Raw genomic sequence first — 20,291 nt, 5'->3', positions numbered from 1 at the left:
GTTAATCACTTCTTGATGCAGTCGCTCATGGGGGAAACCCCCAAGACCGCGCTGGATCGCTAGTAGGGTGGGCAAACTTATCTAGTCTCGAATACTCAAAACAATAGAACTGTTTTTGCCCACCCTACTAAGCACTAGTCAACGGTAAACCAGATCAATCCCTAACGAGGACCAATGGATGGAGCAACAGACACTATTGGAGCATTTTCTAGTGCCACTGGTGCTTCGTTAACCAAGCTTGGTACAGAGTTGCGGAGTCGTCCGATTAGCTGGACGGTGGTAGCGTCATAGATCTGAGTCACAATTTTCGGATACAAACCAATGCCGATAATTGGTACTAACAGACAGGCAATAATAAACACTTCCCTCGGTTCCGCATCAATCAAGGCTTCGTGGGCGACTAATTCCTTGTTTTCCGGACCATATAAAATCTCCCGCAGCATGGAGAGCAGGTAAACTGGTGTTAAGATAACCCCGACAGCTGCCAGGACGATCACTAATACCTTGAAAAAGGAACCGTAAGCATCACTGGTGGCAAAACCAACAAACACCATCACTTCTGCCACAAACCCACTCATTCCGGGTAATGCTAAGGATGCCATGGAACAGGTTGTCCACATGGCAAACATTTTGCCCATTCTCTTACCAACACCCCCCATCTCATCGAGCATCAAGGTATGGGTACGGTCATAGGTAGCTCCTACTAAGAAGAATAGGCTGGCACCGATTAAACCGTGGGAAATCATTTGCATCACTGCCCCACTCATGCCTAAGTCGGTAAAGGAAGCAATACCAATTAACACAAATCCCATATGGGAAATGGATGAGTAAGCAATCTTACGCTTGAGATTACGCTGGGCAAAGGAGGTAAGGGCAGCGTAGACAATATTGACAATCCCTAAAATTATCAATACGGGAGCAAACACAGCATGGGCATCGGGTAGCATCCCAGCATTCATACGGATTAGGGCATATCCCCCCATTTTCAGCAGAATGCCAGCCAAGAGCATGTGTACCGGGGCTGTAGCTTCCCCGTGGGCATCTGGCAACCAGGTATGTAGAGGGAAGATGGGTAGCTTGACCCCGTAAGCAATCAGGAAGCCTCCGTAAAGCAGTAGCTGGAAATTGAGGGCGTAATCTTTGAGGGCTAGCGATCGCATATCAAAGGTTACGGTATCTCCATAGAATGCCATGCCTAAGGCAGCTAGCAAGATAAACAGGGAACCCCCTGCGGTGTAGAGGATAAACTTGGTAGCTGCATAGAGACGCTTTTTGCCCCCCCAGATTGAGAGTAGCATGTAAACCGGAATTAACTCCAGTTCCCATACTAAGAAGAACAACAGCATATCCTGAACAGCAAATACAGCAATCTGACCACCGTACATTGCCAACATCAGGAAGTAAAATAGCTTAGGCTTGAAGGTTACCGGCCAAGCTGCCAGCATCGCTAGGGTAGTAATAAAGCCAGTCAGTAAAACGAGAGGCATGGATAAGCCATCTACACCTACTGACCAATTCAAGTCCATTTGAGGCACCCAGCTGTATTTTTCGACCAGTTGCAGTTCTGGGTTGCTCAGGTCGTACTGGGTCACAAAAGCATAGACAATTAGGGCAAAATCAATTAGCCCGATAATTAAAGAGTACCAACGTTCCCAAGTCCCATTTTTTTCTGGCAGAAACGGAAGGAGAAGCGATGCTGCAATCGGAAACAGAATAATTATTGTTAGCCAGGGGAAATCTGTCATAGTCAACTAGTCAGTCACCATTGGTCAAAATAAAATTGCAAATTGTTAATTGTTAATTGTTAATGGACAATTAACAATTAACAAAACCGGTCAGCTCACACCTGAGACAATTACTAAACCCAGTACTGCGAGGAAGACAATTAGAGCATAGAATTGGGCACGACCGTTTTCTACGTATTTCAGTGCTTCACCACTGAGCAGGGTAAAAAAGCCAGTCAGGTTGACTACACCATCAACGATACGGTAGTCAACCTCCATAACTTGCCGTGCTAATCGACGGCTTCCCTGAACAAACAGCCGGTCATAAATTTCATCGAAGTACCACTTATTGAGAGACAGCTGATATAGGGGCTGGATTTTTTTTGCGATCGCATTGGGGTCAATCTTGCCCTGTAAGTACATCAGTACCGCAACGGAAATCCCAATCAGACCGATTCCCACGGAACTGCCGCCCATAATCAGAAATTCTGACCAGTCAAAGGCTTCTGCTTCTGCCACGACTTCGGCTATGGTTTCACTGGCTGGGTGGATAAATTCCTCAAAGTAGTTGTTAAAAGGAGTTCCCACCAAACCAATCAGTACCGATGGCACGGCTAACACTAACAACGGTAGAGTCATCGTTAAGGGTGACTCATGGGGAAACTCACTGTGGTGGTGGTCGTGGTGATCATCGTCAGCCTGAGCCTCAAGTTCCCGTACATCCATAGCACCAGGACCAAAAGCAGGTACAGCTACACCAGCAGCTTCTTTGAGTTGATGACGAATTTCCATCTCATTGCCCCGAAATTCCCCTTCAAAGGTGGAGAAATACATCCGGAACATATAGAAAGCAGTCATTCCAGCGGTCAGCCAGCCAATTCCCCAAAGTATTGGACTTACCTCAAAAGTACTGCCTAAGATTTCATCTTTTGACCAGAACCCTGCGAAGGGTGGAATTCCACAAATTGCCAAGGTTCCAATTAGGAATGTCAGGGAGGTAATGGGCATAAACTTACGCAAGCCTCCCATTAACCGCATATCCTGAGCCAAAATCGGGTCATGGCCAACCACAGCTTCCATACCGTGAATTACTGACCCAGAGCAGAGGAACAGCATGGCTTTGAAATAAGCGTGGGTCATCAGGTGAAATAGGCCAGCACCATAGGCTCCAATGCCCATTGCCATTACCATATAACCCAATTGAGACATAGTTGAATAGGCTAACCCTTTCTTAATATCATTTTGAGTAATAGCAATGGTTGCCCCTAAGAAAGCGGTAAATGCTCCCGTCCAGGCAATCACAGTCATGGCGACTGGAATCCCTTCAAACACGGGGTACATCCTGGCAATCAAAAATACCCCAGCAGCTACCATGGTTGCGGCGTGAATTAGGGCAGAGATCGGGGTTGGGCCTTCCATAGCATCGGGAAGCCAAACGTGGAGGGGAAATTGGGCGGATTTAGCCACCGGACCGAGAAACACTAAGACAGCGAACACAGCTGCCATGCCTGCACCCAGGTAACCGGATTCCACAAAGGTTTCCAGATTGGCTCCCATGACATCAAAGTCGAAGGTGCCAGTTGCCCAGTAGAGTCCCAACATGCCTAACAGCAGACCAAAGTCTCCGACACGGTTAGTCACGAAAGCTTTTTGACAAGCATCTGCTGCTGCCTTACGGTCATACCAGAATCCAATTAGCAGGTAGGAACACATTCCCACCAGTTCCCAGAAAATATAAACTTGCAACAGGTTGGCAGAAACCACCAAACCGAGCATAGAGGAACTAAACAAGCTTAAATAAGCATAGAAGCGCACATAACCGGGGTCATGAGCCATGTAGCCATCGGTATAAATCATGACCAGAAAAGCTACGGTGGTCACCACTACCAGCATCAGTGCGGTTAAGTGATCGATGGTATAGCCCATCATTAGGTGAAAATTGCCAGCAGCAGCCCACTCCAGGGTGCGTTGATAGGGTTCATGACCATGAAATTGACTCCAGAGTATAGCAAAGGAGAACACCATCGACGCCCCCAACCAGGAGACAATAAATACAGCTAACAGCTGCCGCAGACGGTTCGTTGCTCTATTGAAGGAAATTAGTCCCAGACCAACCAGCATTGCCCCTGCCAAGGGAAACACTGGGATTAGCCAGGCATATTGATAAAGCGGTTCCATTGAAGACAGCCTACTTCAGATTTCGTTACTATTTTGGCAAACTGTTAACCGCTGATGTCTAAAGTTTTTCTTTTTGTTTGTCTGTAGAAGGCCAGACCCTTTAATCTCAACTGCACTATAGCAGCCTAGACCATGGACTCACGGTTGGCATTGGTTTGCGGTGACTACTACCAACAGCCGCCATCCGGTGAATAGGCCACTAAGGTCTCATATCTGATACAAATCTTAACCTTTTTAGTAATCTTCATTACAAAATATCTCATCAAAACGAGTAATCATCAGATAATCCCAATATTTGATGAAAATAATAAGAAAATTTAATTAACAAAAATTTATCTTTTTGGCACGGATACTTTGCCAATTCCTAGCCATGAAAGTGGTATAATATAACTTTTATCAATTCACAGGGACAGTTCAGGCACAAGAGTCAGAAACCAATTAGTAATTGGTAATTGGTCATGGGAAAGGGAAATTGGTCATGGGAAATGGTAAACCCACAACCTGGTTACCGATGACCAATTCAATGGCTAATTAGGTTAAGAGTCGCTAATTAGCTAATTAGTTTAAGTGAAGGTTTTAGGCTTTTAGGTTGAATGGCTAAGGGTGTTCTGACGAGCGTTGGCTAGCGCCTGCAAATCGCAGGTCGGGTGTCAACAGCTTTCGTTATGTACCATTACCATCTTGTAGCTAAGACCTAATACCTAATACCTAATACCTAGAACTTCTCTTGAGGAGATATTGGCCGAAAAAGCTTTCAAACCTTGGCGCTGCCTTTTATCCAACTCCTTGGTCAAATCTGGGTATTGGCAGTGTGATTTGAGCAGCCTGGCAATTTCCCTGAGCAGCTCATCCCGACCTTGGAAACCTTCTATTCGTGAGACCAACTGACCTTGCTCAAAGAACAGCAAGGTCGGTAGGGTCTTGAGTCGATAGGTATTGGCAAGCTTGAGATTGTTATCGGCGTTTACTCTGACAACCTTGACATAATTGCTTCGGTGAGTTTGGAATTCCTCAAGTATGGGGTGAACAAACCGGCACACTCCACACCAGGGAGCCCAGAAATCAACGATAACTGGCTCAGAAGAGTCTAAAACTGTTTTTGAAAACGTCCGTTCATCAACAGACAATACCATGATTTTTTGAAATATAAGGGTTTTTACATTTGTTTGGGATCATGCTACATCGAATCGGGATCATCTGAGCAACAGAAATGTCCTAATTACCAATTTACTTGGGCTACAGCTGTAATCATGAGGGGATGTACCCACCACAACAGCCCAGTAAAACCGATGACTCCTAAGTATGCCGGACGAACAAACTCCTGCCATCTCAGGAATTGACGTCCCTGGATAATTGCTAAAAAAGGGATTACGGATGTGCGAGCTTTGAGTGCACAAAAGCCTTCTCCATGCCGTGCCAACAACCGGCGGTCTCCATGCCAGACAGCGAAAAGATGGTGGAGAATTAATCCCACGGAGGTCAATAGGGTAAAGGTGCTACCAATCCAGAGGGTATGGGCAATACACCATATTACTTGTCCTACCATTTGGGGATGCCTGGTAACCCGCATAATACCAGACTCATATAGATGGACTTGGGGCTTTTGAATCGCAGCAATTTCCAATAAATTAAACGTAGCTGGATAAAGAAACAAGAACGAAATCCCTGAAAGCCCCCATACTAATGGCTTCATCCCTGGCATGTCCTGAAGAAGCCACAACTGTAGACCATCATAGCGATGGTTCAAAAAGTAAATAATTAATACAACTGCTAGCGGAAGACTCACTAAAGCAAAGACAATACGATAAAGCCTTGGACCAATTATTTGTTCACCCTTAGAACGCAGGGCGGCTAAACCACTATGAGCGATCGCAAAAGTCAATAGCAACCCAAACATGACAAAGTGGCTGACACTCAGCCAATTTGGAAATACCATAGGCAAGGGTGATAGATGAGAAATAACGCTCTATTATAGCAAAAAAGCGATGCAGCGCGGTCTTGGGGGTCCCCCCCATGAGCGACTGCATCAAGACGGAGCAGGAACTTGAGTCCTGGTTATGTTAGTGTCGATTTCAGCTCGCTCCTTTCTGTTAATGGTTTAGCCCTATGTCTGACCTACCTTTTTCTCTCGATCAACTCCGTATACTCAAAGCGATCGCTACTGAGGGGAGTTTCAAGCGTGCTGCTGATAGTCTATACGTAAGCCAACCTGCTATCAGCCTGCAAGTGCAAAATTTAGAGCGACAGTTAGAGGTGCCGTTATTTGACAGGGGTGGACGCCGTGCCCAACTGACCGAAGCTGGACACCTGCTGTTGGACTATGGGGAAAAAATTCTGGCTCTATGCCAGGAAACCTGCCGAGCCATTGACGACTTACAAAGTCTCCAAGGTGGGACCTTAATTATTGGTGCATCTCAAACTACCGGCACCTATCTACTACCTCGGATGCTGGGCATGTTCCGACAACGCTATCCTGAGGTGACAGTACAATTACAGGTTCACTCCACTCGCCGCACTTCCTGGGGTGTAGCCAATGGACTAGTGGATTTGGCCATTATTGGTGGTGAAGTTCCCCCAGAACTTCAGGAAACCTTGACCATTAGTCCTTATGCTGAAGATGAGCTAGTACTAATCTTGCCTGCATTTCATCCCATGGCTAATTTGGAGAAGATCCAAAAAGAAGACCTGTATAAGTTACAGTTCATTGCCTTGGACTCCCAATCCACCATCCGTAAGGTAATTGACCAGGTATTAGGTCGCAGTGGCATTGATGCTAAACGGTTTAAGGTGGAGATGGAACTTAACTCCATTGAAGCGATTAAGAATGCAGTACAGTCAGGACTAGGAGCTGCCTTTGTATCGATTACAGCTATTGAAAAAGAATTACAAATGGGCGTGCTACACAGGGCAAAAATAGAGGGAGTAGTGGTTAAACGGGTATTGTCTTTGGTGATTAACCCCAATCGTTACCTTTCCAAAGCAACAGAAGCCTTCTGTAGGCAGATTTTGCCCTTGTTTGGCTCAGTAGCATGGCACGGGCAATCCTTGGCACTATCAGGGATGGTAACTAATCCCAAAAATCGTGAAGTGGATAGCCCCCACTAGATAAGCTGGGGGTTGAAAGCGATGCAGAGGTGCGACCCGTGGCGAATTTAATTCGCCTACGGAAAAAGCACCATTACGGTCTTGGGGGAAACCCCCATGAGCGACTGCATCAAGACAGGGTTGAAAACAAGTGACGAGATTTATTCCGCTGCCCACGACGAAGATCTGATCAGTAATGCAGAAAATTCCAGGGGCTTATTCAAAATGGCGTGAGTTTAATAATATCTAACGACTAAAATAAACACAACAACCAGTGACTTGCTAGAGCTTGTCAGCTGACGTCCAACCTCTGATACCTGAGCGAAGCGCGAAGCGGTAGCAAGGAATGAACATTAGCATTTGGATATAGATATAGGTTTATCTAGAACTAATGTACAAATGCCTAACCCTTGATTGAGGGAGATAAATAGACTCTAGTAGAGTATCAATTAGATGCCTGGTAGCGCCTTGTCTTTCGTAGTGATCCTCTAAAACATGGAAATTTTTTGCACCCGTCCTGGCTGCCCAAATCCCCATAATTACTTTGATGATCTAGATAACAGAACCACTCTAACCACCACAGAGCAAAGGTATTGTAATAGCTGTGGTATGCCCCTGATTGTAGCAAGTCGCTACATTCCCTCCCAGCTGCTGCGCAAAGGAGGATTTGGAGCGGCATTTCTAGCACGCGATCGCTATACCCCTACCTTGCGTCAATGTGTCGTTAAGCAGTTCCAACCGTCTGGGAGAATTAGCCAGAGGGAACTACAAACTGCCCACAGATTGTTTGAGCGGGAGGCAACGGTTTTAGAGAAATTGGGCAGGCGTCACCCCCAAATCCCCGATTTGTATGCCTACTTTCCGTTGACGGTGCCGAGTCTGAAACCGGGTAAACAAGACCAGTTTTTCTATCTGGTACAGGAATATATTGATGGACAAAACTTGGAGGAAGAACTCAACAGCTTAGGAGCATTCTCTGAAGCAAAAGCCATAGAAGTGTTAACAGAAATTCTCAAAGTCCTCCAATTTGTCCATGATAATGGCTCCATTCATCGCGATATCAAGCCTTCCAACATTATGCGCGATCGCAATGGGCTTCTGTATCTATTAGACTTTGGTGCAGTGAAGCAACAGGTCAACCCAGGATCAACAGCGGCGAGGTCTACTGGTATTTATTCCATCGGATTTGCACCACCGGAGCAAATGACCGGTTCTCAAATTTACCCTTCAACGGATTTGTATGCTCTGGCAGTGACTGTGATGGTTTTGATGACTGGCAGAGAACCCAATGAACTCTATGAACCTGTTACCCATGAATGGAACTGGAGAAGTTATATCCAAATCAGCAATGAACTTGAGAGTATTTTCAATCGACTACTTATGCCAATGCCCCATCAACGCTTTCAGTCTGCTCAGGAGGTTCTTGATGCCATAAATAGTTTAAACATTGCTCAGACAACCCCTCAACCCCGTCATGGATCAGTTTTACCAGTATCCCCACCCTCCGAGCCCCAAACCAGGCGACCACAATCCTACTCACCCCTATCCACACCGGTCAGAGCAAACTTTTCTCTACTTGAGGTACTAGGGGCGGCTGCTTTTACTGGATTTGAGGGAGCTTTATTATTCATTGCTGCAACAGCTTTTGCTAAGCTGGTCTCTTCCAACCCACTCGGTATGCTTCTATGGGGAATGAGTTTGGGAGGGCTAATTTATGCTCAATATCGCAGGTTTATTGAAAAAATTGACCTAGTGATTATTGGAGGCATCAGCTTGGGACTGTTGATACTTTTCCCGGTGTTGCGAGTCCAGCAGTCAATCCAGTTAGTTATCATAATATCAGTTCTAGCTGCAGCAGCAGCGATCGCTGTGACGGCACTTTTCCGGCTGGTATATCAACTGTTATCTCGAAGACTATAGGGCAGGGCGTTGCTGATTAATGGAATGATGGCGGGTAACTGACAACGGAACTTATGTCCGATGAAAAACGAAACGAGTGTTCTTTTGCTATCCATGGTGATTACGGTAGCTATGGTGTTGGGAGGGTTATGGTGGCTTCAGAAAAGTCAGATAATCACACTACCATTTACTGAGCTAGATGAACCTAGGGCTAAGGTAACTCCAAAAACTACAAACATTAAGCCTCAGATAATCATAGCAGAGCACCTTAGTGCCGGAGATAGGACCTTAATATCAACAGAGGTAACACCAGCAAAAAAGGCAGCAGTCAAAGCATTTGCTTCTGGGAATTATGGTAAAGCGGCTTCTTTACTGGAGGCATCCCTTAAAGCTAAGAAAAATGATCCAGAAGCTTTGATTTACCTCAATAATGCTCGGATCGGTACATCTAAGTCTTATACAATTGCCATCTCAATACCTATTGGTGTAGAGGTAAATGCAGCCAAAGAAATGTTACGGGGTGTTGCCCAAGCCCAACAGGAAATCAATGCTACCGGTGGTATTAATAATGTACCCTTAAAGGTGCTGATTGCTAATGATGACAATGATACCAAGGTTGCTAAAAAAATAGCTAAGGCTTTTGTGGATAATCCAGATGTTTTGGGGGTTATTGGTCATTTTAGCAGTGAGGTCACCCTAGCAGCCGCAGAGGTTTATCAAGAGAATCAGTTGGTGGTGATTTCTCCAACTAGTACCTCAGTAACTATTTCAAGACTGGGTAATTATGTCTTTCGGACTATTCCTAGCGATCGCTTTTTTGGTAGCGCCCTGTCTCGCTACATGCTCAATCAATTAAATGTACGCAAAGCAGCTGTCTTTTTTAATTCCCAGAGCAACTACAGCCAATCTCTTGCTGATGCATTTACCACTGCCCTGTTTGCTGATGGTGGCGAGGTAGTGGCAGAGTTTGACTTTGCTAAACCTAACTTTAATGCTGGTGTTGATGTCAAACAGGCGATCGAGAAAGGTGCAGAAGTGTTGATCTTAGCCCCCAATTCCGCCACCCTTAACCAAGCGTTACTAGTAGTACAGGTCAATGATGGACGTCTACCGATGCTAGCGGGGGATAGTCTTTACAAACCCAAGACCTTGCAAATCGGTGGTAAGGATGCGCGTCGTATGGTGTTGGCAGTCCCCTGGCATATTTTGGGCGCTCCAAATTCCCCCTTTCCCCAAGCCGCCACTAAATTATGGGGTGCAGATGTGAACTGGCGCACTGCCTTAACTTACGATGCTACTCAAGCTTTAATTGCAGCCCTCAAACAGCAGCCAAGCCGTTCCGGTGTGCAAAACGCCCTATCCGGATCAGGTTTTCAGCCCCAAGGAGTATCCAGCAAAATTCGGTTTTTACCATCAGGCGATCGCAACCAGGCTGTCCAGCTTGTCAAGATTGAACCAGGTAATCGTTCCAGCTTTGGTTATGACTTTGTGCCGATTCCTAGCAAGTAGAAACGGGGCAACATAGAAATAAGAGCGTTGCCCAATTCTGGAATGATTGAGGGTAATCGGTAATCAGTAATCGGTAATCGGTAATCGGTAATCGGTAATCGGTAACTGACCTAACTCGATTTGAGTACCCAAACCCTATTCAGCAATGCCAACAGTCGAGTTGACTAACAACTAAGGATTAAGGAATCAGGACTAAGAACTCAGGACTGATCAATATTTTTGCCATTTTGTCACCTAATCAGTGGTAAAATCTTGTACCATAAGTTATTTCCATAAGTTATTTCCATAAGTTATTTATTTAACCAGGAGTATCCAACAAGGGCTTTTGTTAACTAGTTGTATTTAGTTGTATTCAGTTATTCTACAGGGTCACTATTTCAAGCGCCGTTGATGGTTTTTCGTTGACCCTCAACCGTCAACCGTTAACCGTCAACCATTCCACTCATAAATTACCTTGAAAGATTACAAAACAAATTAGTATCAAATTAGTATTAAATATTATTACGGGTAATCAACAGGGTTTGGCTGTATAAAAATTAGCACTAGCGTATGTATCAGAACAACGAAACTAAGCTTCTTGGGCTATCATTGATGATCTCCTTAGCTTTGGTATCAGGGTGTCTGTGGTGGTTTAAAGTGACCACATCTCCCTTATCTATCCTGGTATCGAACAATACGTCTTCAGATCAAACAACCATACCAAATTACCTTAGTGAAGGAGACCATATTTTATTTTCTGATTCAACAACACTGGAAAAACAGCTAGGAGTAGAAGCGGTTACTGCTGGTAACTACGACCAGGCAGTTGTTAAATTCACGGAATCCTTAGACCTCCACCGTGATGATCCAGAAGCTCTCATCTACGTTAATAACGCTCGTATTGGGGACAAACCCTCTTACACCATTGCTGCTGTTGTGTCCATTAGTGATGACGTAAATACTGCCAAAGATATACTTCGGGGTGTGGCTCAAGCCCAACAGGAAATCAATCAAGCTGGTGGAATTAAAGGTATTCCTCTCAAAGTACTGATCGCTAATGATGATAATAATCCAGAGGTGGCCAAAAAATTAGCATTAAAGTTGGTGAGTAAGCCAGAGATTTTGGCAGTTGTTGGTAATTTCAACAGCAAGGTGACCCAAGCTACAGCAGATAGCTATGAATCCGGTAAATTAGTAACAATTTCTCCCATTAGCACTTCAGTAAACCTATCAGGAATTAGCGACTTTGTTTTTCGTAGTGTACCGAATGATCTCCTGGCAGCTAGAGCATTAGCTAAACACATGCTGCAAGACCTCAAGCAGTATAATGTTGCTGTTTTATACAATTCTCAAAGTGAGTCTAGTCAGTCTCTTAAGTCAGAGTTTGTAACCGCTGTCTTCTTGGAAGGAGGACGAGTAGTTAGTGAGTTTGACGTGTCTGAGAAAAATTTTAGTGCTGCTAAAAGCTTTAAACAAGCGATTAATCGTGGTGCTCAAGTTCTGATGTTAGGTGCTGATTCTAGCAGCCTTGATCAGGTACTAAATGTGGTTCAACTCAATAGCAAACACCGCAATAGTTTGGGTCAACAATTAGTGATTTTGGCGGGAAATCAAGTTTACAGTACTAAGACATTGACAGTAGCAGGTAAAGATGCTGAAGGGATGGTAATAGCATTACCCTGGCATCCCCTAGCCAACCCTCGATCAGAATTTCCCAAAACCGCTGATCAGCTTTGGGGTATCGATGTTAACTGGCGCACAGCCATGGCTTATGATGCTGTGCAAGCCCTAAGTGCGGCGATTAGACGTAATCCTACTCGCACCGGAGTTCAACAGGAACTTTCAGCACCGAACTTTTTTGCTACAGGTGCTGCTGCTCCGATTCGTTTTTTTCCATCAGGCGATCGCTATCAACCGGTCAATTTGGTGACAATTGAACCAAGTAATAGTCCTAGCTTGGAGTATGAATTTGTGCCAATTCCTTAACCCTTATACCAATTTTATTTATGCCTGGTAGCGATGATGATGGGGAGATGGGGAGATGGGGAAATGGGGAGATTATTAATATGTAGCAATATTTTTTAAAATTGGTATTATCTGAAATAGTTAACTATTTGCTATAACTATTTGCTACAAATTCCCAAGAATTCTGTTGCCTGTTGCCTGCTGCCTGTTGCCATCAATTCTATGTTTACATTTAAACTAGATACTATATGTCAGATCGGATTTGTAAGGATTCGGTAAAAGGGAATAGTCTTACGAATTCGAGCGATCGCTTCCCCAATTCCCCCAGCCGCTTGAATATGATTATCCTTAATCATCACCCCATCATCCAAGCCCATGGGATGGTTAATGGCTCCTCCCACTTGAGTTTAACGAGTTATTATCTCAAGTTATCTAATAAATCATTTAATTTAAGGTTTTTTTTCTTCATTCTTGTTTTTTAAAATATTTTCTACCCAACTTCCATCAGTTTTTGATAAAGCAGGAATAATTTTTTGTTTGTAGTCAATCATTAAATCATAGCGTCCTTGGTCATAAACTTGATGTAAAATCATTTGTAAATCTAGAAGCATTTCTGGATCTTCTGGAGATAAAGGTAAAGGAAAAACAGGAATCACATCTTGAAGGTTAAAAGCATATAGATAGGCTTGAGGGCGTTGATTACTAGGACTAACTAAAATGTGATAGTCACGCTCGATATTCTGATTTAAATTAATCAGTGAATTACCTTGACGTAGTAAATCTATTTCTACAAAATTTGTTTTACTATTTAAAATAAGTTGACGTTGGTTTTCATATTTTTTCCGACCTTCTCCTACATTTTTATTGATAGGATAAATAATTTCAATAGCCGTAACAACTTTTCCTGTCCCAACTCTCCTAACTTCTAAATATCCTTGCTTAATAGTTTCTGTGAGAGCAAGTTCTATCGTTAAAGGTTCGGTAGCAGGGACTGCAACAGCTACATTAGACTCGGGATATCTGATAGTATTTTCAGAGCTTTTAGCAATGGCATTATCAGGAATACCAATAAGCGTGGACTTTTCTCCACTAGTTTCGTAGATTCGCACTTCTACTGCAACTACATATTTAGGGGCTAACTGTTGGTTTAATAAGCGAGCAATTTCCGTAATTAGCCAATGATGTACGCTTGACCAATAGGCTGAATCTTCTAAATAGGGATTCATTCCAGGGAATGGTGAAGGCATGGTGATTTATACTTAAACTGACGGGGCAACAGAGAAGCTAAGGGTGGATCTCATTAAAGCTGTTTGATTCGGTGGGTGGAACGGGCATCTTGGTGGAATGGGCATCTTGGTTTGGTGGAATGGGCATCTTAGTGGAACGGGCATTTTGGTGGCATGGGCATCTTGGTGGAATGGGCATCTTGCCCGTTTCTGCTCTTTTCAGACGGACTGTCCCAACACTGGCTACCGAGAAAATGAGGGCGAGCCTTTTGGTGGTGCGTTACGGGGCGGACTATCCCAACGCTGGCTACGAGGCGAAAAATAAGGGCAAGTCCGCCCCTAACGCACCCTACGCACTGGGGACATAAGCAATTATCCCGCAACCAGATATAGTGGAAGCTTTTACCTGCAACTGTTAAAAAGCTCTCTTTTGTGATTACATTGCTTGTCATCAAGACCTCCTGATTATTTTTTGTGGCAATGGGGTGTAAGATTTACAACCAGTATAAAATTTTATTTATTCTCCAATTTCTGACATTCTTCAATCAATATTTCCATCAGTTTTGGCGGAAGACGCTGATAGGATAAATCCAATTGGTGGTATTTTTTCCACAACTTTTGATATTCACTCCTATCTAGACGGGCGTTTTTAGAATAGCAGTTAATCGCCTCTCCAGTAAATCCCCGTTCAACACATTTTTCTAAAGCAAGTTTCGTTTCTTCGATTTCGCCCACACATTCAAAAGCATTATGAGCTTCTAGCCCCATCAACTGTCGATAATAAAGCTGTAAATCTGGGCGTTCAAAAAGATTTTCATTGCCTAAGAGGTGTTGAACCTCATTTGCCTGCTCTGGAGTAATAGAAGCCATATAAGATAAATAAACATAGGCACATTTAGGACAGGATTTACACCAAGGAGGATTGGTGTTACATGAATAAACTAATTTGAGATCTTCTTCTCTAACTTTTTGAGATAACAGCCGATAAACTAAGGGATCTGACATAGGTTTTAGCAAACTAAAAATAGCCAGATTACTGATAAACTCTTGTTGAATATAGTCTTCATAAATAATTTCACATTCAGTGCTTTTACACCAGGCGTGATTAATAACCTGATTTCCTACCTTAACCTGTTCGCTGTCAGCACTTTTTTCATTTCCAAAACAAAGTTGGGTATATTTCTCCTGAAGGATTACGGGAAGAATGCCAAACATTCCATAAGCGAGGGGTAAGTCTTCATAGTTTCTAATTTCAGAAACCTCTACACCTTCTACCCCATGAAGTTTAGCTGCTGGAGAATTGAGGAATGACTCGATAATATACTGACGATGAATCTTGGGTGGCGGATTTTGGAGTTTATAGAGATGTTGTTCGTGCAGTTCAAATAACTCTTCAGGATTAGCATGGGTGTGTAGGTTAATACTAAAACTATCAAAAGGAACACTATTATCGTCCAACAAACGAGCCATCAGTAGACTATCTTTTCCACCACCATTACAAAGAAGCAAGGGAGTGCTTCCTGGAACTAGAGTTACCGCTTCTCTTTTCATGGTGGTAACATCTTGATGAATGATTTCGGCTCCTTGATAATCTAAATTACCAGTTTCATACCGCCACTGCCCTAAACATTGTTCAACACTTACTTCCCAGAGTTTTTGTAGATTATTTGTCCAATAGTTGCCATATTTTCCTAAATCAAGATGAGTCGGTTTTAAACTTAATATTTTTAACCCATGAAATAACAAAATATGGAAATAAATTTTTTCCATGTATTCCTGACTATACTCAGACTCAAGCTGATGAAAGTCAACTGTTGAATACCAGAGAGTAGTTGTAAAAGTTATTTCGTCATATTGATAAAGTAATGTCAGGTTGTGTTTGGAGCGAGTGCAATCTAAAAGTTTTAAAGTGATATTCATTGAATGATATAAATTTACCTCTTTTTTAGATTAACTATACAATGAGTTATTTACTAAGGGGTTATAACCACTTTACCAAAAAATGTTTTAGTCTGAAAAAAATGCTGAGCTTCCTTAATTGCAGAAAGTTGAAAAACTTTAGCAATCAAAGGTTTTAAAAGACCTTTTTCAAGATATCCAACCAATTGCTGGAACACATCAGGTTCAAGCCGCGTTGCTCCAATCATCTCTAAATCTTTGTAAATCAAATCCCGCAAATCTAAAGAAACCATTGGATTTCCAATTGCACCACAAGAAACATATCTTCCTCTGGGTTGAAGCGCTTTAATCATCAAATTAAAATAATCTCCTCCCACCACATCTAGAGCAACAGTAATTAGATGTTGCTCTAAATTAGAGGCTAATTGCTGATCTCGTCGATAGACATAATCAGCACCTAACTCCTCTGCAAAATGCTCTTTACTCGCGCCAACAATGGCAATAACTTTGGCTCCTCTAATTTTGCTTAATTGAATCAAGGCACTCCCTACGCCACCAGAAGCCCCCATAATCAATACTGTGTCTGCTGCTGAAATTCTTCCCTTGGTTACCATATTTTCTGCTGTGGAATAGGAACAGGGAAAGGTAGCGAGTTCAAGATCGGAAAGTGGAGACTTAATCGGATAAACATTGGTCGCTGGAATGAGGGCGTATTCTGCAAATCCCCCATCTAATTCACTTCCAACATATTGATAGTCATCTAAAGTTTCATCACGAATCCAACTGTCAACCATAACCCGTTGATCAAGGAGTTGCGGTTCTACATCGGAACCCATTTCCACAACTTGACCAACAATATCAGCACCTTGAATTCGAGGAAACTCAGTCCCATGTTGCGTCCAGCAAGCGGAACTATTGAGGTCATTTTCCTTGGTATCTTGCAGGATAGCTTGAAAATTATTCTCCGCACCATACCAACCTGTTCGAGTATTTATATCTGTATTATTAACAGAACAAGCTCCTACTTTAATTAACACTTCTCCCTTTTTCGGGACTGGTTTAGGGACTTGGGTATAGACCAGTTTTTCTGGCCCTCCAAATCCGGTAAGAATAACAGCATTCATTAACTCTGTCATGGCTGCTCGCTCAAGTCATCCTCGTCAATAGTACAGTAATAAGCTCGAACTTTATTCAAAATCTATCCCAGGGTATACTTCCTATACTCTTTGAGATAAACGGCGATACTACTGTTTATCTCAACTCCCCAATCTCATACTTAAATCCAACCAACTAGAGCGAGTAATGGGAGCGCTGCTGGAGATGTAATCTACTCCTGTTTCTGCCACTGCACGAATCGTCTTTAAGGTCACATTACCCGATGCCTCAATTTTAATGTTGTTGTTGCTTACACGAATTAGCTTAACTGCTACCTCCATCTGCTCAACTGGCATATTATCCAACATGATAATATCAGCATTGTGGGCGATAGCCTCTTCTACTTCCGCGAGAGTTGTTGTCTCCACTTCAATGGTCATAGGATAGGGAATAGTCTTACGAATTCGAGCGATCGCTTCCCCAATTCCCCCAGCCGCTTTAATATGATTATCCTTAATCATCACCGCATCATCCAAGCCCATGCGATGGTTAATAGCTCCTCCCACTTGAGTTGCATATTTTTCCAATAGTCTTAAGCCTGGAGTAGTTTTGCGAGTATCCACCAACTGGGCAGGCAAATCAGCAATTTTTTCGGCATACTGACGGGTTAGGGTAGCAATGCCACTCAGACTCATAGTTAGATTTAAAGCTACCCTCTCTCCCATCAACAAAGCATCAAATGGTCCGTGAAAACGAGCAATGGCTTGGCTTGGCTGACAACTTTCTCCCTCTGCTACTAGGGGGATGAAGCTGACCTTTTCATTTAATAAATAGAACACCCGCGCTGCAATTGGCAGTCCCGCAATTGTACCTGCTTGCTTAGCGATCCATTGTCCGTTTCCAGAACTAACTTCTTGAGCGAACAAAGCTTGGGTGGTGCGATCGCCTCTACCAATATCTTCTTTGAGCCATTGATGCAGTAGAGAGTCTAACACTATTGAGGGAGGTAATATTGCCATAACTCTTAACCAATTTAATTTCCTATGCAGCAATTAGATTAATATTTATACTTTGTAGCTCCCAATGGGAGTATTTCCTATCTTCTTGCCAAAAAAGTAGAAGGAAATACTCCTCAGTTAAAAGTTTAGCAAAAAAGCAGTTAAGTTAATGAAGATGGCACTCCCATCTGTCGTTGCCATTTTTCTTGAATTTTATCGTAATTGCTGTAATAGTCGTCTGGCTCGAATCCTGGCATGGGTTCATAGACATCTATTTCCTGCCACAGAGGCTGCAAGGACTCCAGAGATTCTAGAGATTGCTGGACGATTTTTTCTGGCTTGAGCCAATATTTTTTCTCTTCAGCTGTTGCATTTGGTCGCAATTTGTTTTCATTACCTGTGTCTGTAGTACTGACATTGATAAACCGTCCCCTGATTAGTCCTTGCCAGTCTTCTGACTGAGCTAGGTCTTGGATATAGCTCCGTAAGGTATCTTTGGCGTAAGTATAAGAGCGCCAGAAAGGAATCTTATATTTATCGGTAACAGAACCGAAACCACAAAGAGCAAGGGTCGTCTGGCGATTGCATTTATGCTCTTGGTTAAGTTTTTCGACAAGTGGCTGGGCTACGTTGACAAAGGTATGGTAGTTTGATGAGAATATTTCATCGTCAACTCCCTTGTCATCCCAGTCTGCCTCGGTGGTTTCTGTCTCGATTTCATATTTAAATTTGCCTACGCCATGGATAAGGATCACATCAGAAACTTCCGAAAGGTCGAGATTAGTGATGGCTTGCTCTGCGGCTTGGCTATCGAGAAGATCGAATTGGCAATGCAGGGCATCCGTTTCCATAGGGGATCTAGAAATGGCTACGCAAGTGGTATTTTCTTGCTGTATAAAGTGTTCAATAAAACTGTTACCCAGAGCGCCGCTTGCACCTGTGACAATTGTTAGTCGAGATTTCATTTTTTTTATTAAAAAGGTAAATTTTACGGGGAGGCAGCGCGGTCTTGGGGGTCCCCCCTGAGACGAAACCTTAGATAGTGGAGCCTTTATAGTTAGCAGGTTATGCAGAAAAGGGTTAAATATTTGTTAATAAGGCGACCCTATCTTACGGTAACTTGGCCGTAGGCCACGCTTGGCCGTAGGCCACGCCAAAGGCGAACGCGAACAAACCATGAGCGACTGCCGTGGTTTCCCCCATGAGCGACTGCATCAAGACAATGATTTTAAGAGTGAGGTTTAATGGGCTTTTGCTATGTAATGGGCTTTTGCTGTGTAATAGGCATCTTGCCGTGGCATGGGCATCTGGTGTGGAACTGGCATCTTGCCAGTTTCAATATATTTTCGGGCGGGCAGGATGCCCACCCCACTCATATTAATTCCTTGATTCAGCAATGCCTGGGATTGGTCACATCAAAATTGTAGAAGCAATGAACGCTCCACGCTCTGCCATGGTGTATAAACCAACATGATGAGCGATTTCCTGGGGATGAATTGCCGTCTTTGGCAAACCCTGCTGGGCTGCCATCTCTGCCGAGAGGTCGAAGGTTGAACAACCTTCGGTATAGACGGCAATATCTTTTAACGTTGTTACCATATCATGATTGCGTGCTGATAGCATAGTAACCACGAAGTCCATTACACAAATATCTGTGCAGATGCCAACAACTACTAAGGCTTCTAGCTTGTGCTGGTTTATCCAGCTAATTAAAGTATTGTTGCCAGTATCTACATCAATGGAACCGATAAAACCATTGATGCAGTCTTTTTTAATTAAGGTGGCGTGGGGATGCGTTTCTAGCCATTCTAGTTCAGGAACGAGCTTTTCTTCCCCAGACCCTTTTTCACAATGAGGAGGATAGGGAGGTTCTGGTTTGCCTGGTTCGTGGGTATCTAGAAAAGCTAAGACTGGCCAACCTTTGGCTGTGAAAGCTTTTGCTAGGCGATCGCTTTCTGATACCATGGTGGCTATTTGCTGATTTGGTTCTGTTGGAGCCAAAGGACCAAAACCAACAGTGCAAAAGCCATTGACCACATCCACAACGATCAAACCCGTGGGGCGATCGCCAATAGTATAGGGCTGAGGGTCAATGGGTAAGGCGGCTTCAATTGCTGCTAAGGTGGCATCGGGAGTAGTTAAAGAAGTTACCATCAAAACCTCCTGGTTATTTTTGGTATCGACAATTTAAAAACCTAAGTTATCATTTCTTACCCTACCGCGAATTCAGTAAATTTCCTGAGGTAAGGGGCATGATAGGCCAGAACAATATCTTGGTGAGGGACACCGCGTTCAACTAAGACGTTAGCAATCCCAACTTCTGTACCATCATTTTGAATCCAAATCTTATTATCTTTAAGGTCAATGTGGATGGTGGAACCATAAATACGGCGACGATTACTCCATCCGGCATGGACAAGCTGGTAGCGGTCTCTTTCGGTATCAAAGATTAATTCCACTTCTACTTCACCATAAGCGGGTTTGTGGCTGCTGTATTCGGTTAGAATCTCTTTGACGAATTGCCGATATTGCTCTAGTTTTGCCATTGAACAATTTCCTCCTTAGTTGGCTCGAATACAATCAATTTTAGTTGATACTCTTGGGTAATAAGTTGAACGAAGCGACGGGCAAAGAAGGTCTCGTGAATTTCAATAGGAATAGCTAAATACAATAATCTCTCTGGATCTTCTGCTTTGAGGGCAAAGCGATAGTTAAGGAATTGTCCCAAAACCGTA

The 20,291-nt window shown here is 43.4% G+C and carries 18 protein-coding genes and 2 pseudogenes; 5 read left to right on the top strand and 15 right to left on the bottom strand.

Annotated elements, in window-relative coordinates:
• Positions 1-161: 161 nt before the first annotated feature.
• The 5 genes from F6J99_RS10635 to F6J99_RS10615 form a co-directional block, all read right to left on the bottom strand.
• Positions 162-1,745 (bottom strand): NAD(P)H-quinone oxidoreductase subunit 4, encoded by a 1,584-nt coding sequence (locus F6J99_RS10635; RefSeq protein ID WP_070395427.1) that lies wholly within the window; start codon positions 1,743-1,745, stop codon positions 162-164.
• Between the two features lie 90 nt (positions 1,746-1,835).
• Positions 1,836-3,902: an NAD(P)H-quinone oxidoreductase subunit 5 gene (locus F6J99_RS10630; RefSeq protein WP_293112901.1), complete on the bottom strand. Its 2,067-nt coding sequence runs from the start codon at positions 3,900-3,902 to the stop codon at positions 1,836-1,838.
• Positions 3,903-4,603: 701 nt separating this feature from the next.
• Positions 4,604-5,035, bottom strand: coding sequence for a thioredoxin (gene trxA, locus F6J99_RS10625; protein WP_070395425.1), 432 nt, complete (start codon positions 5,033-5,035; stop codon positions 4,604-4,606).
• Between the two features lie 86 nt (positions 5,036-5,121).
• Positions 5,122-5,799, bottom strand: a complete 678-nt coding sequence (locus F6J99_RS10620) for an NnrU family protein (protein ID WP_293112900.1) — start codon at positions 5,797-5,799, stop codon at positions 5,122-5,124.
• On the bottom strand, positions 5,762-5,917 hold the full coding sequence (locus tag F6J99_RS10615; protein WP_293112899.1) for a hypothetical protein: 156 nt from the start codon (positions 5,915-5,917) through the stop codon (positions 5,762-5,764). Before F6J99_RS10615 ends, F6J99_RS10620 begins: the two co-directional genes overlap by 38 nt.
• A gap of 91 nt (positions 5,918-6,008) precedes the next feature.
• On the opposite strand from F6J99_RS10615, the gene F6J99_RS10610 reads away from it, so the two are divergent.
• The 4 genes from F6J99_RS10610 to F6J99_RS10595 all read left to right on the top strand — a co-directional run bounded on the left by F6J99_RS10610 (position 6,009) and on the right by F6J99_RS10595 (position 12,359).
• Positions 6,009-7,007, top strand: coding sequence for a LysR family transcriptional regulator (locus F6J99_RS10610; protein ID WP_070395423.1), 999 nt, complete (start codon positions 6,009-6,011; stop codon positions 7,005-7,007).
• A gap of 474 nt (positions 7,008-7,481) precedes the next feature.
• Positions 7,482-8,906, top strand: a complete 1,425-nt coding sequence (locus F6J99_RS10605) for a serine/threonine-protein kinase (protein WP_293112898.1) — start codon at positions 7,482-7,484, stop codon at positions 8,904-8,906.
• A 60-nt stretch (positions 8,907-8,966) separates the two neighbouring features.
• A complete protein-coding gene (locus tag F6J99_RS10600; protein ID WP_293112897.1) occupies positions 8,967-10,394 on the top strand; it encodes an ABC transporter substrate-binding protein in 1,428 nt (475 codons plus the stop codon).
• Positions 10,395-11,030: 636 nt separating this feature from the next.
• Positions 11,031-12,359 carry an ABC transporter substrate-binding protein gene (locus F6J99_RS10595; protein ID WP_365973057.1) on the top strand — a complete coding sequence of 443 codons (1,329 nt, stop codon included), beginning with the start codon at positions 11,031-11,033 and terminating at the stop codon, positions 12,357-12,359.
• A gap of 257 nt (positions 12,360-12,616) precedes the next feature.
• On the opposite strand, the pseudogene F6J99_RS10590 reads toward F6J99_RS10595, so the two are convergent.
• Together F6J99_RS10590 and F6J99_RS10585 are read right to left on the bottom strand one after the other, a co-directional pair.
• Positions 12,617-12,745 (bottom strand): annotated as a pseudogene (locus F6J99_RS10590) (nicotinate-nucleotide diphosphorylase (carboxylating)); the annotation flags it as partial.
• Between the two features lie 42 nt (positions 12,746-12,787).
• Complete coding sequence (locus F6J99_RS10585; protein ID WP_293112895.1) at positions 12,788-13,585, bottom strand: DUF4058 family protein; 798 nt, start codon at positions 13,583-13,585, stop codon at positions 12,788-12,790.
• Positions 13,586-13,656: 71 nt separating this feature from the next.
• Here F6J99_RS10585 and F6J99_RS10580 point away from each other — a divergent pair, with 71 nt between their 5' ends.
• A complete protein-coding gene (locus tag F6J99_RS10580) occupies positions 13,657-13,932 on the top strand; it encodes a hypothetical protein (RefSeq protein ID WP_293112894.1) in 276 nt (91 codons plus the stop codon).
• 145 nt (positions 13,933-14,077) lie between these two features.
• Here F6J99_RS10580 and F6J99_RS10575 read toward each other — a convergent pair whose 3' ends face one another.
• From F6J99_RS10575 to F6J99_RS10540, 8 genes and pseudogenes are all read right to left on the bottom strand, one after another.
• Positions 14,078-15,484: a hypothetical protein gene (locus F6J99_RS10575; RefSeq protein WP_293112893.1), complete on the bottom strand. Its 1,407-nt coding sequence runs from the start codon at positions 15,482-15,484 to the stop codon at positions 14,078-14,080.
• A 53-nt stretch (positions 15,485-15,537) separates the two neighbouring features.
• A complete protein-coding gene (locus F6J99_RS10570) occupies positions 15,538-16,599 on the bottom strand; it encodes an alcohol dehydrogenase family protein (RefSeq protein WP_293112892.1) in 1,062 nt (353 codons plus the stop codon).
• Positions 16,600-16,719: 120 nt separating this feature from the next.
• Entirely contained in the window at positions 16,720-17,577 is an 858-nt protein-coding gene (gene nadC / locus F6J99_RS10565) for a carboxylating nicotinate-nucleotide diphosphorylase (RefSeq protein WP_293112891.1), read from the bottom strand.
• A 140-nt stretch (positions 17,578-17,717) separates the two neighbouring features.
• Positions 17,718-18,521: an SDR family NAD(P)-dependent oxidoreductase gene (locus F6J99_RS10560; RefSeq protein ID WP_293112890.1), complete on the bottom strand. Its 804-nt coding sequence runs from the start codon at positions 18,519-18,521 to the stop codon at positions 17,718-17,720.
• 276 nt (positions 18,522-18,797) lie between these two features.
• Positions 18,798-18,932: a hypothetical protein gene (locus F6J99_RS10555; RefSeq protein ID WP_293112889.1), complete on the bottom strand. Its 135-nt coding sequence runs from the start codon at positions 18,930-18,932 to the stop codon at positions 18,798-18,800.
• A gap of 34 nt (positions 18,933-18,966) precedes the next feature.
• Positions 18,967-19,710: an isochorismatase family protein gene (locus tag F6J99_RS10550; RefSeq protein WP_293112888.1), complete on the bottom strand. Its 744-nt coding sequence runs from the start codon at positions 19,708-19,710 to the stop codon at positions 18,967-18,969.
• Between the two features lie 56 nt (positions 19,711-19,766).
• Positions 19,767-20,102, bottom strand: coding sequence for a XisI protein (locus F6J99_RS10545; RefSeq protein WP_075903795.1), 336 nt, complete (start codon positions 20,100-20,102; stop codon positions 19,767-19,769).
• Positions 20,090-20,287 (bottom strand): annotated as a pseudogene (locus tag F6J99_RS10540) (element excision factor XisH family protein); the annotation flags it as partial. The gene F6J99_RS10545 and the pseudogene F6J99_RS10540, both read right to left, overlap by 13 nt.
• Between the last annotated feature and the right edge of the window lie 4 nt (positions 20,288-20,291).

It is taken from the genome of Moorena sp. SIO4G3 (assembly GCF_010692305.1).
GTDB lineage: Bacteria > Cyanobacteriota > Cyanobacteriia > Cyanobacteriales > Coleofasciculaceae > Moorena > Moorena producens_A.
The sequence above is the reverse complement of the archived record's forward strand: the minus strand, read 5'-3'. Positions and strand labels throughout refer to the sequence as shown.

Coding starts and splice junctions, on each gene's coding strand:
- F6J99_RS10585 (WP_293112895.1), bottom strand. CDS start 13,585: ATGCCTTCACCATTCCCTGGAATGAATCCCTATTTAGAAGATTCAGCC.
- F6J99_RS10620 (WP_293112900.1), bottom strand. CDS start 5,799: ATGTTTGGGTTGCTATTGACTTTTGCGATCGCTCATAGTGGTTTAGCC.
- F6J99_RS10605 (WP_293112898.1), top strand. CDS start 7,482: ATGGAAATTTTTTGCACCCGTCCTGGCTGCCCAAATCCCCATAATTAC.
- F6J99_RS10600 (WP_293112897.1), top strand. CDS start 8,967: ATGAAAAACGAAACGAGTGTTCTTTTGCTATCCATGGTGATTACGGTA.
- F6J99_RS10560 (WP_293112890.1), bottom strand. CDS start 18,521: ATGAAATCTCGACTAACAATTGTCACAGGTGCAAGCGGCGCTCTGGGT.
- F6J99_RS10630 (WP_293112901.1), bottom strand. CDS start 3,902: ATGGAACCGCTTTATCAATATGCCTGGCTAATCCCAGTGTTTCCCTTG.
- F6J99_RS10555 (WP_293112889.1), bottom strand. CDS start 18,932: ATGAGTGGGGTGGGCATCCTGCCCGCCCGAAAATATATTGAAACTGGC.
- F6J99_RS10570 (WP_293112892.1), bottom strand. CDS start 16,599: ATGACAGAGTTAATGAATGCTGTTATTCTTACCGGATTTGGAGGGCCA.
- trxA (WP_070395425.1), bottom strand. CDS start 5,035: ATGGTATTGTCTGTTGATGAACGGACGTTTTCAAAAACAGTTTTAGAC.
- F6J99_RS10550 (WP_293112888.1), bottom strand. CDS start 19,710: ATGGTAACTTCTTTAACTACTCCCGATGCCACCTTAGCAGCAATTGAA.
- F6J99_RS10545 (WP_075903795.1), bottom strand. CDS start 20,102: ATGGCAAAACTAGAGCAATATCGGCAATTCGTCAAAGAGATTCTAACC.
- F6J99_RS10615 (WP_293112899.1), bottom strand. CDS start 5,917: ATGGGGGGGACCCCCAAGACCGCGCTGCATCGCTTTTTTGCTATAATA.
- F6J99_RS10610 (WP_070395423.1), top strand. CDS start 6,009: ATGTCTGACCTACCTTTTTCTCTCGATCAACTCCGTATACTCAAAGCG.
- F6J99_RS10575 (WP_293112893.1), bottom strand. CDS start 15,484: ATGAATATCACTTTAAAACTTTTAGATTGCACTCGCTCCAAACACAAC.
- nadC (WP_293112891.1), bottom strand. CDS start 17,577: ATGGCAATATTACCTCCCTCAATAGTGTTAGACTCTCTACTGCATCAA.
- F6J99_RS10635 (WP_070395427.1), bottom strand. CDS start 1,745: ATGACAGATTTCCCCTGGCTAACAATAATTATTCTGTTTCCGATTGCA.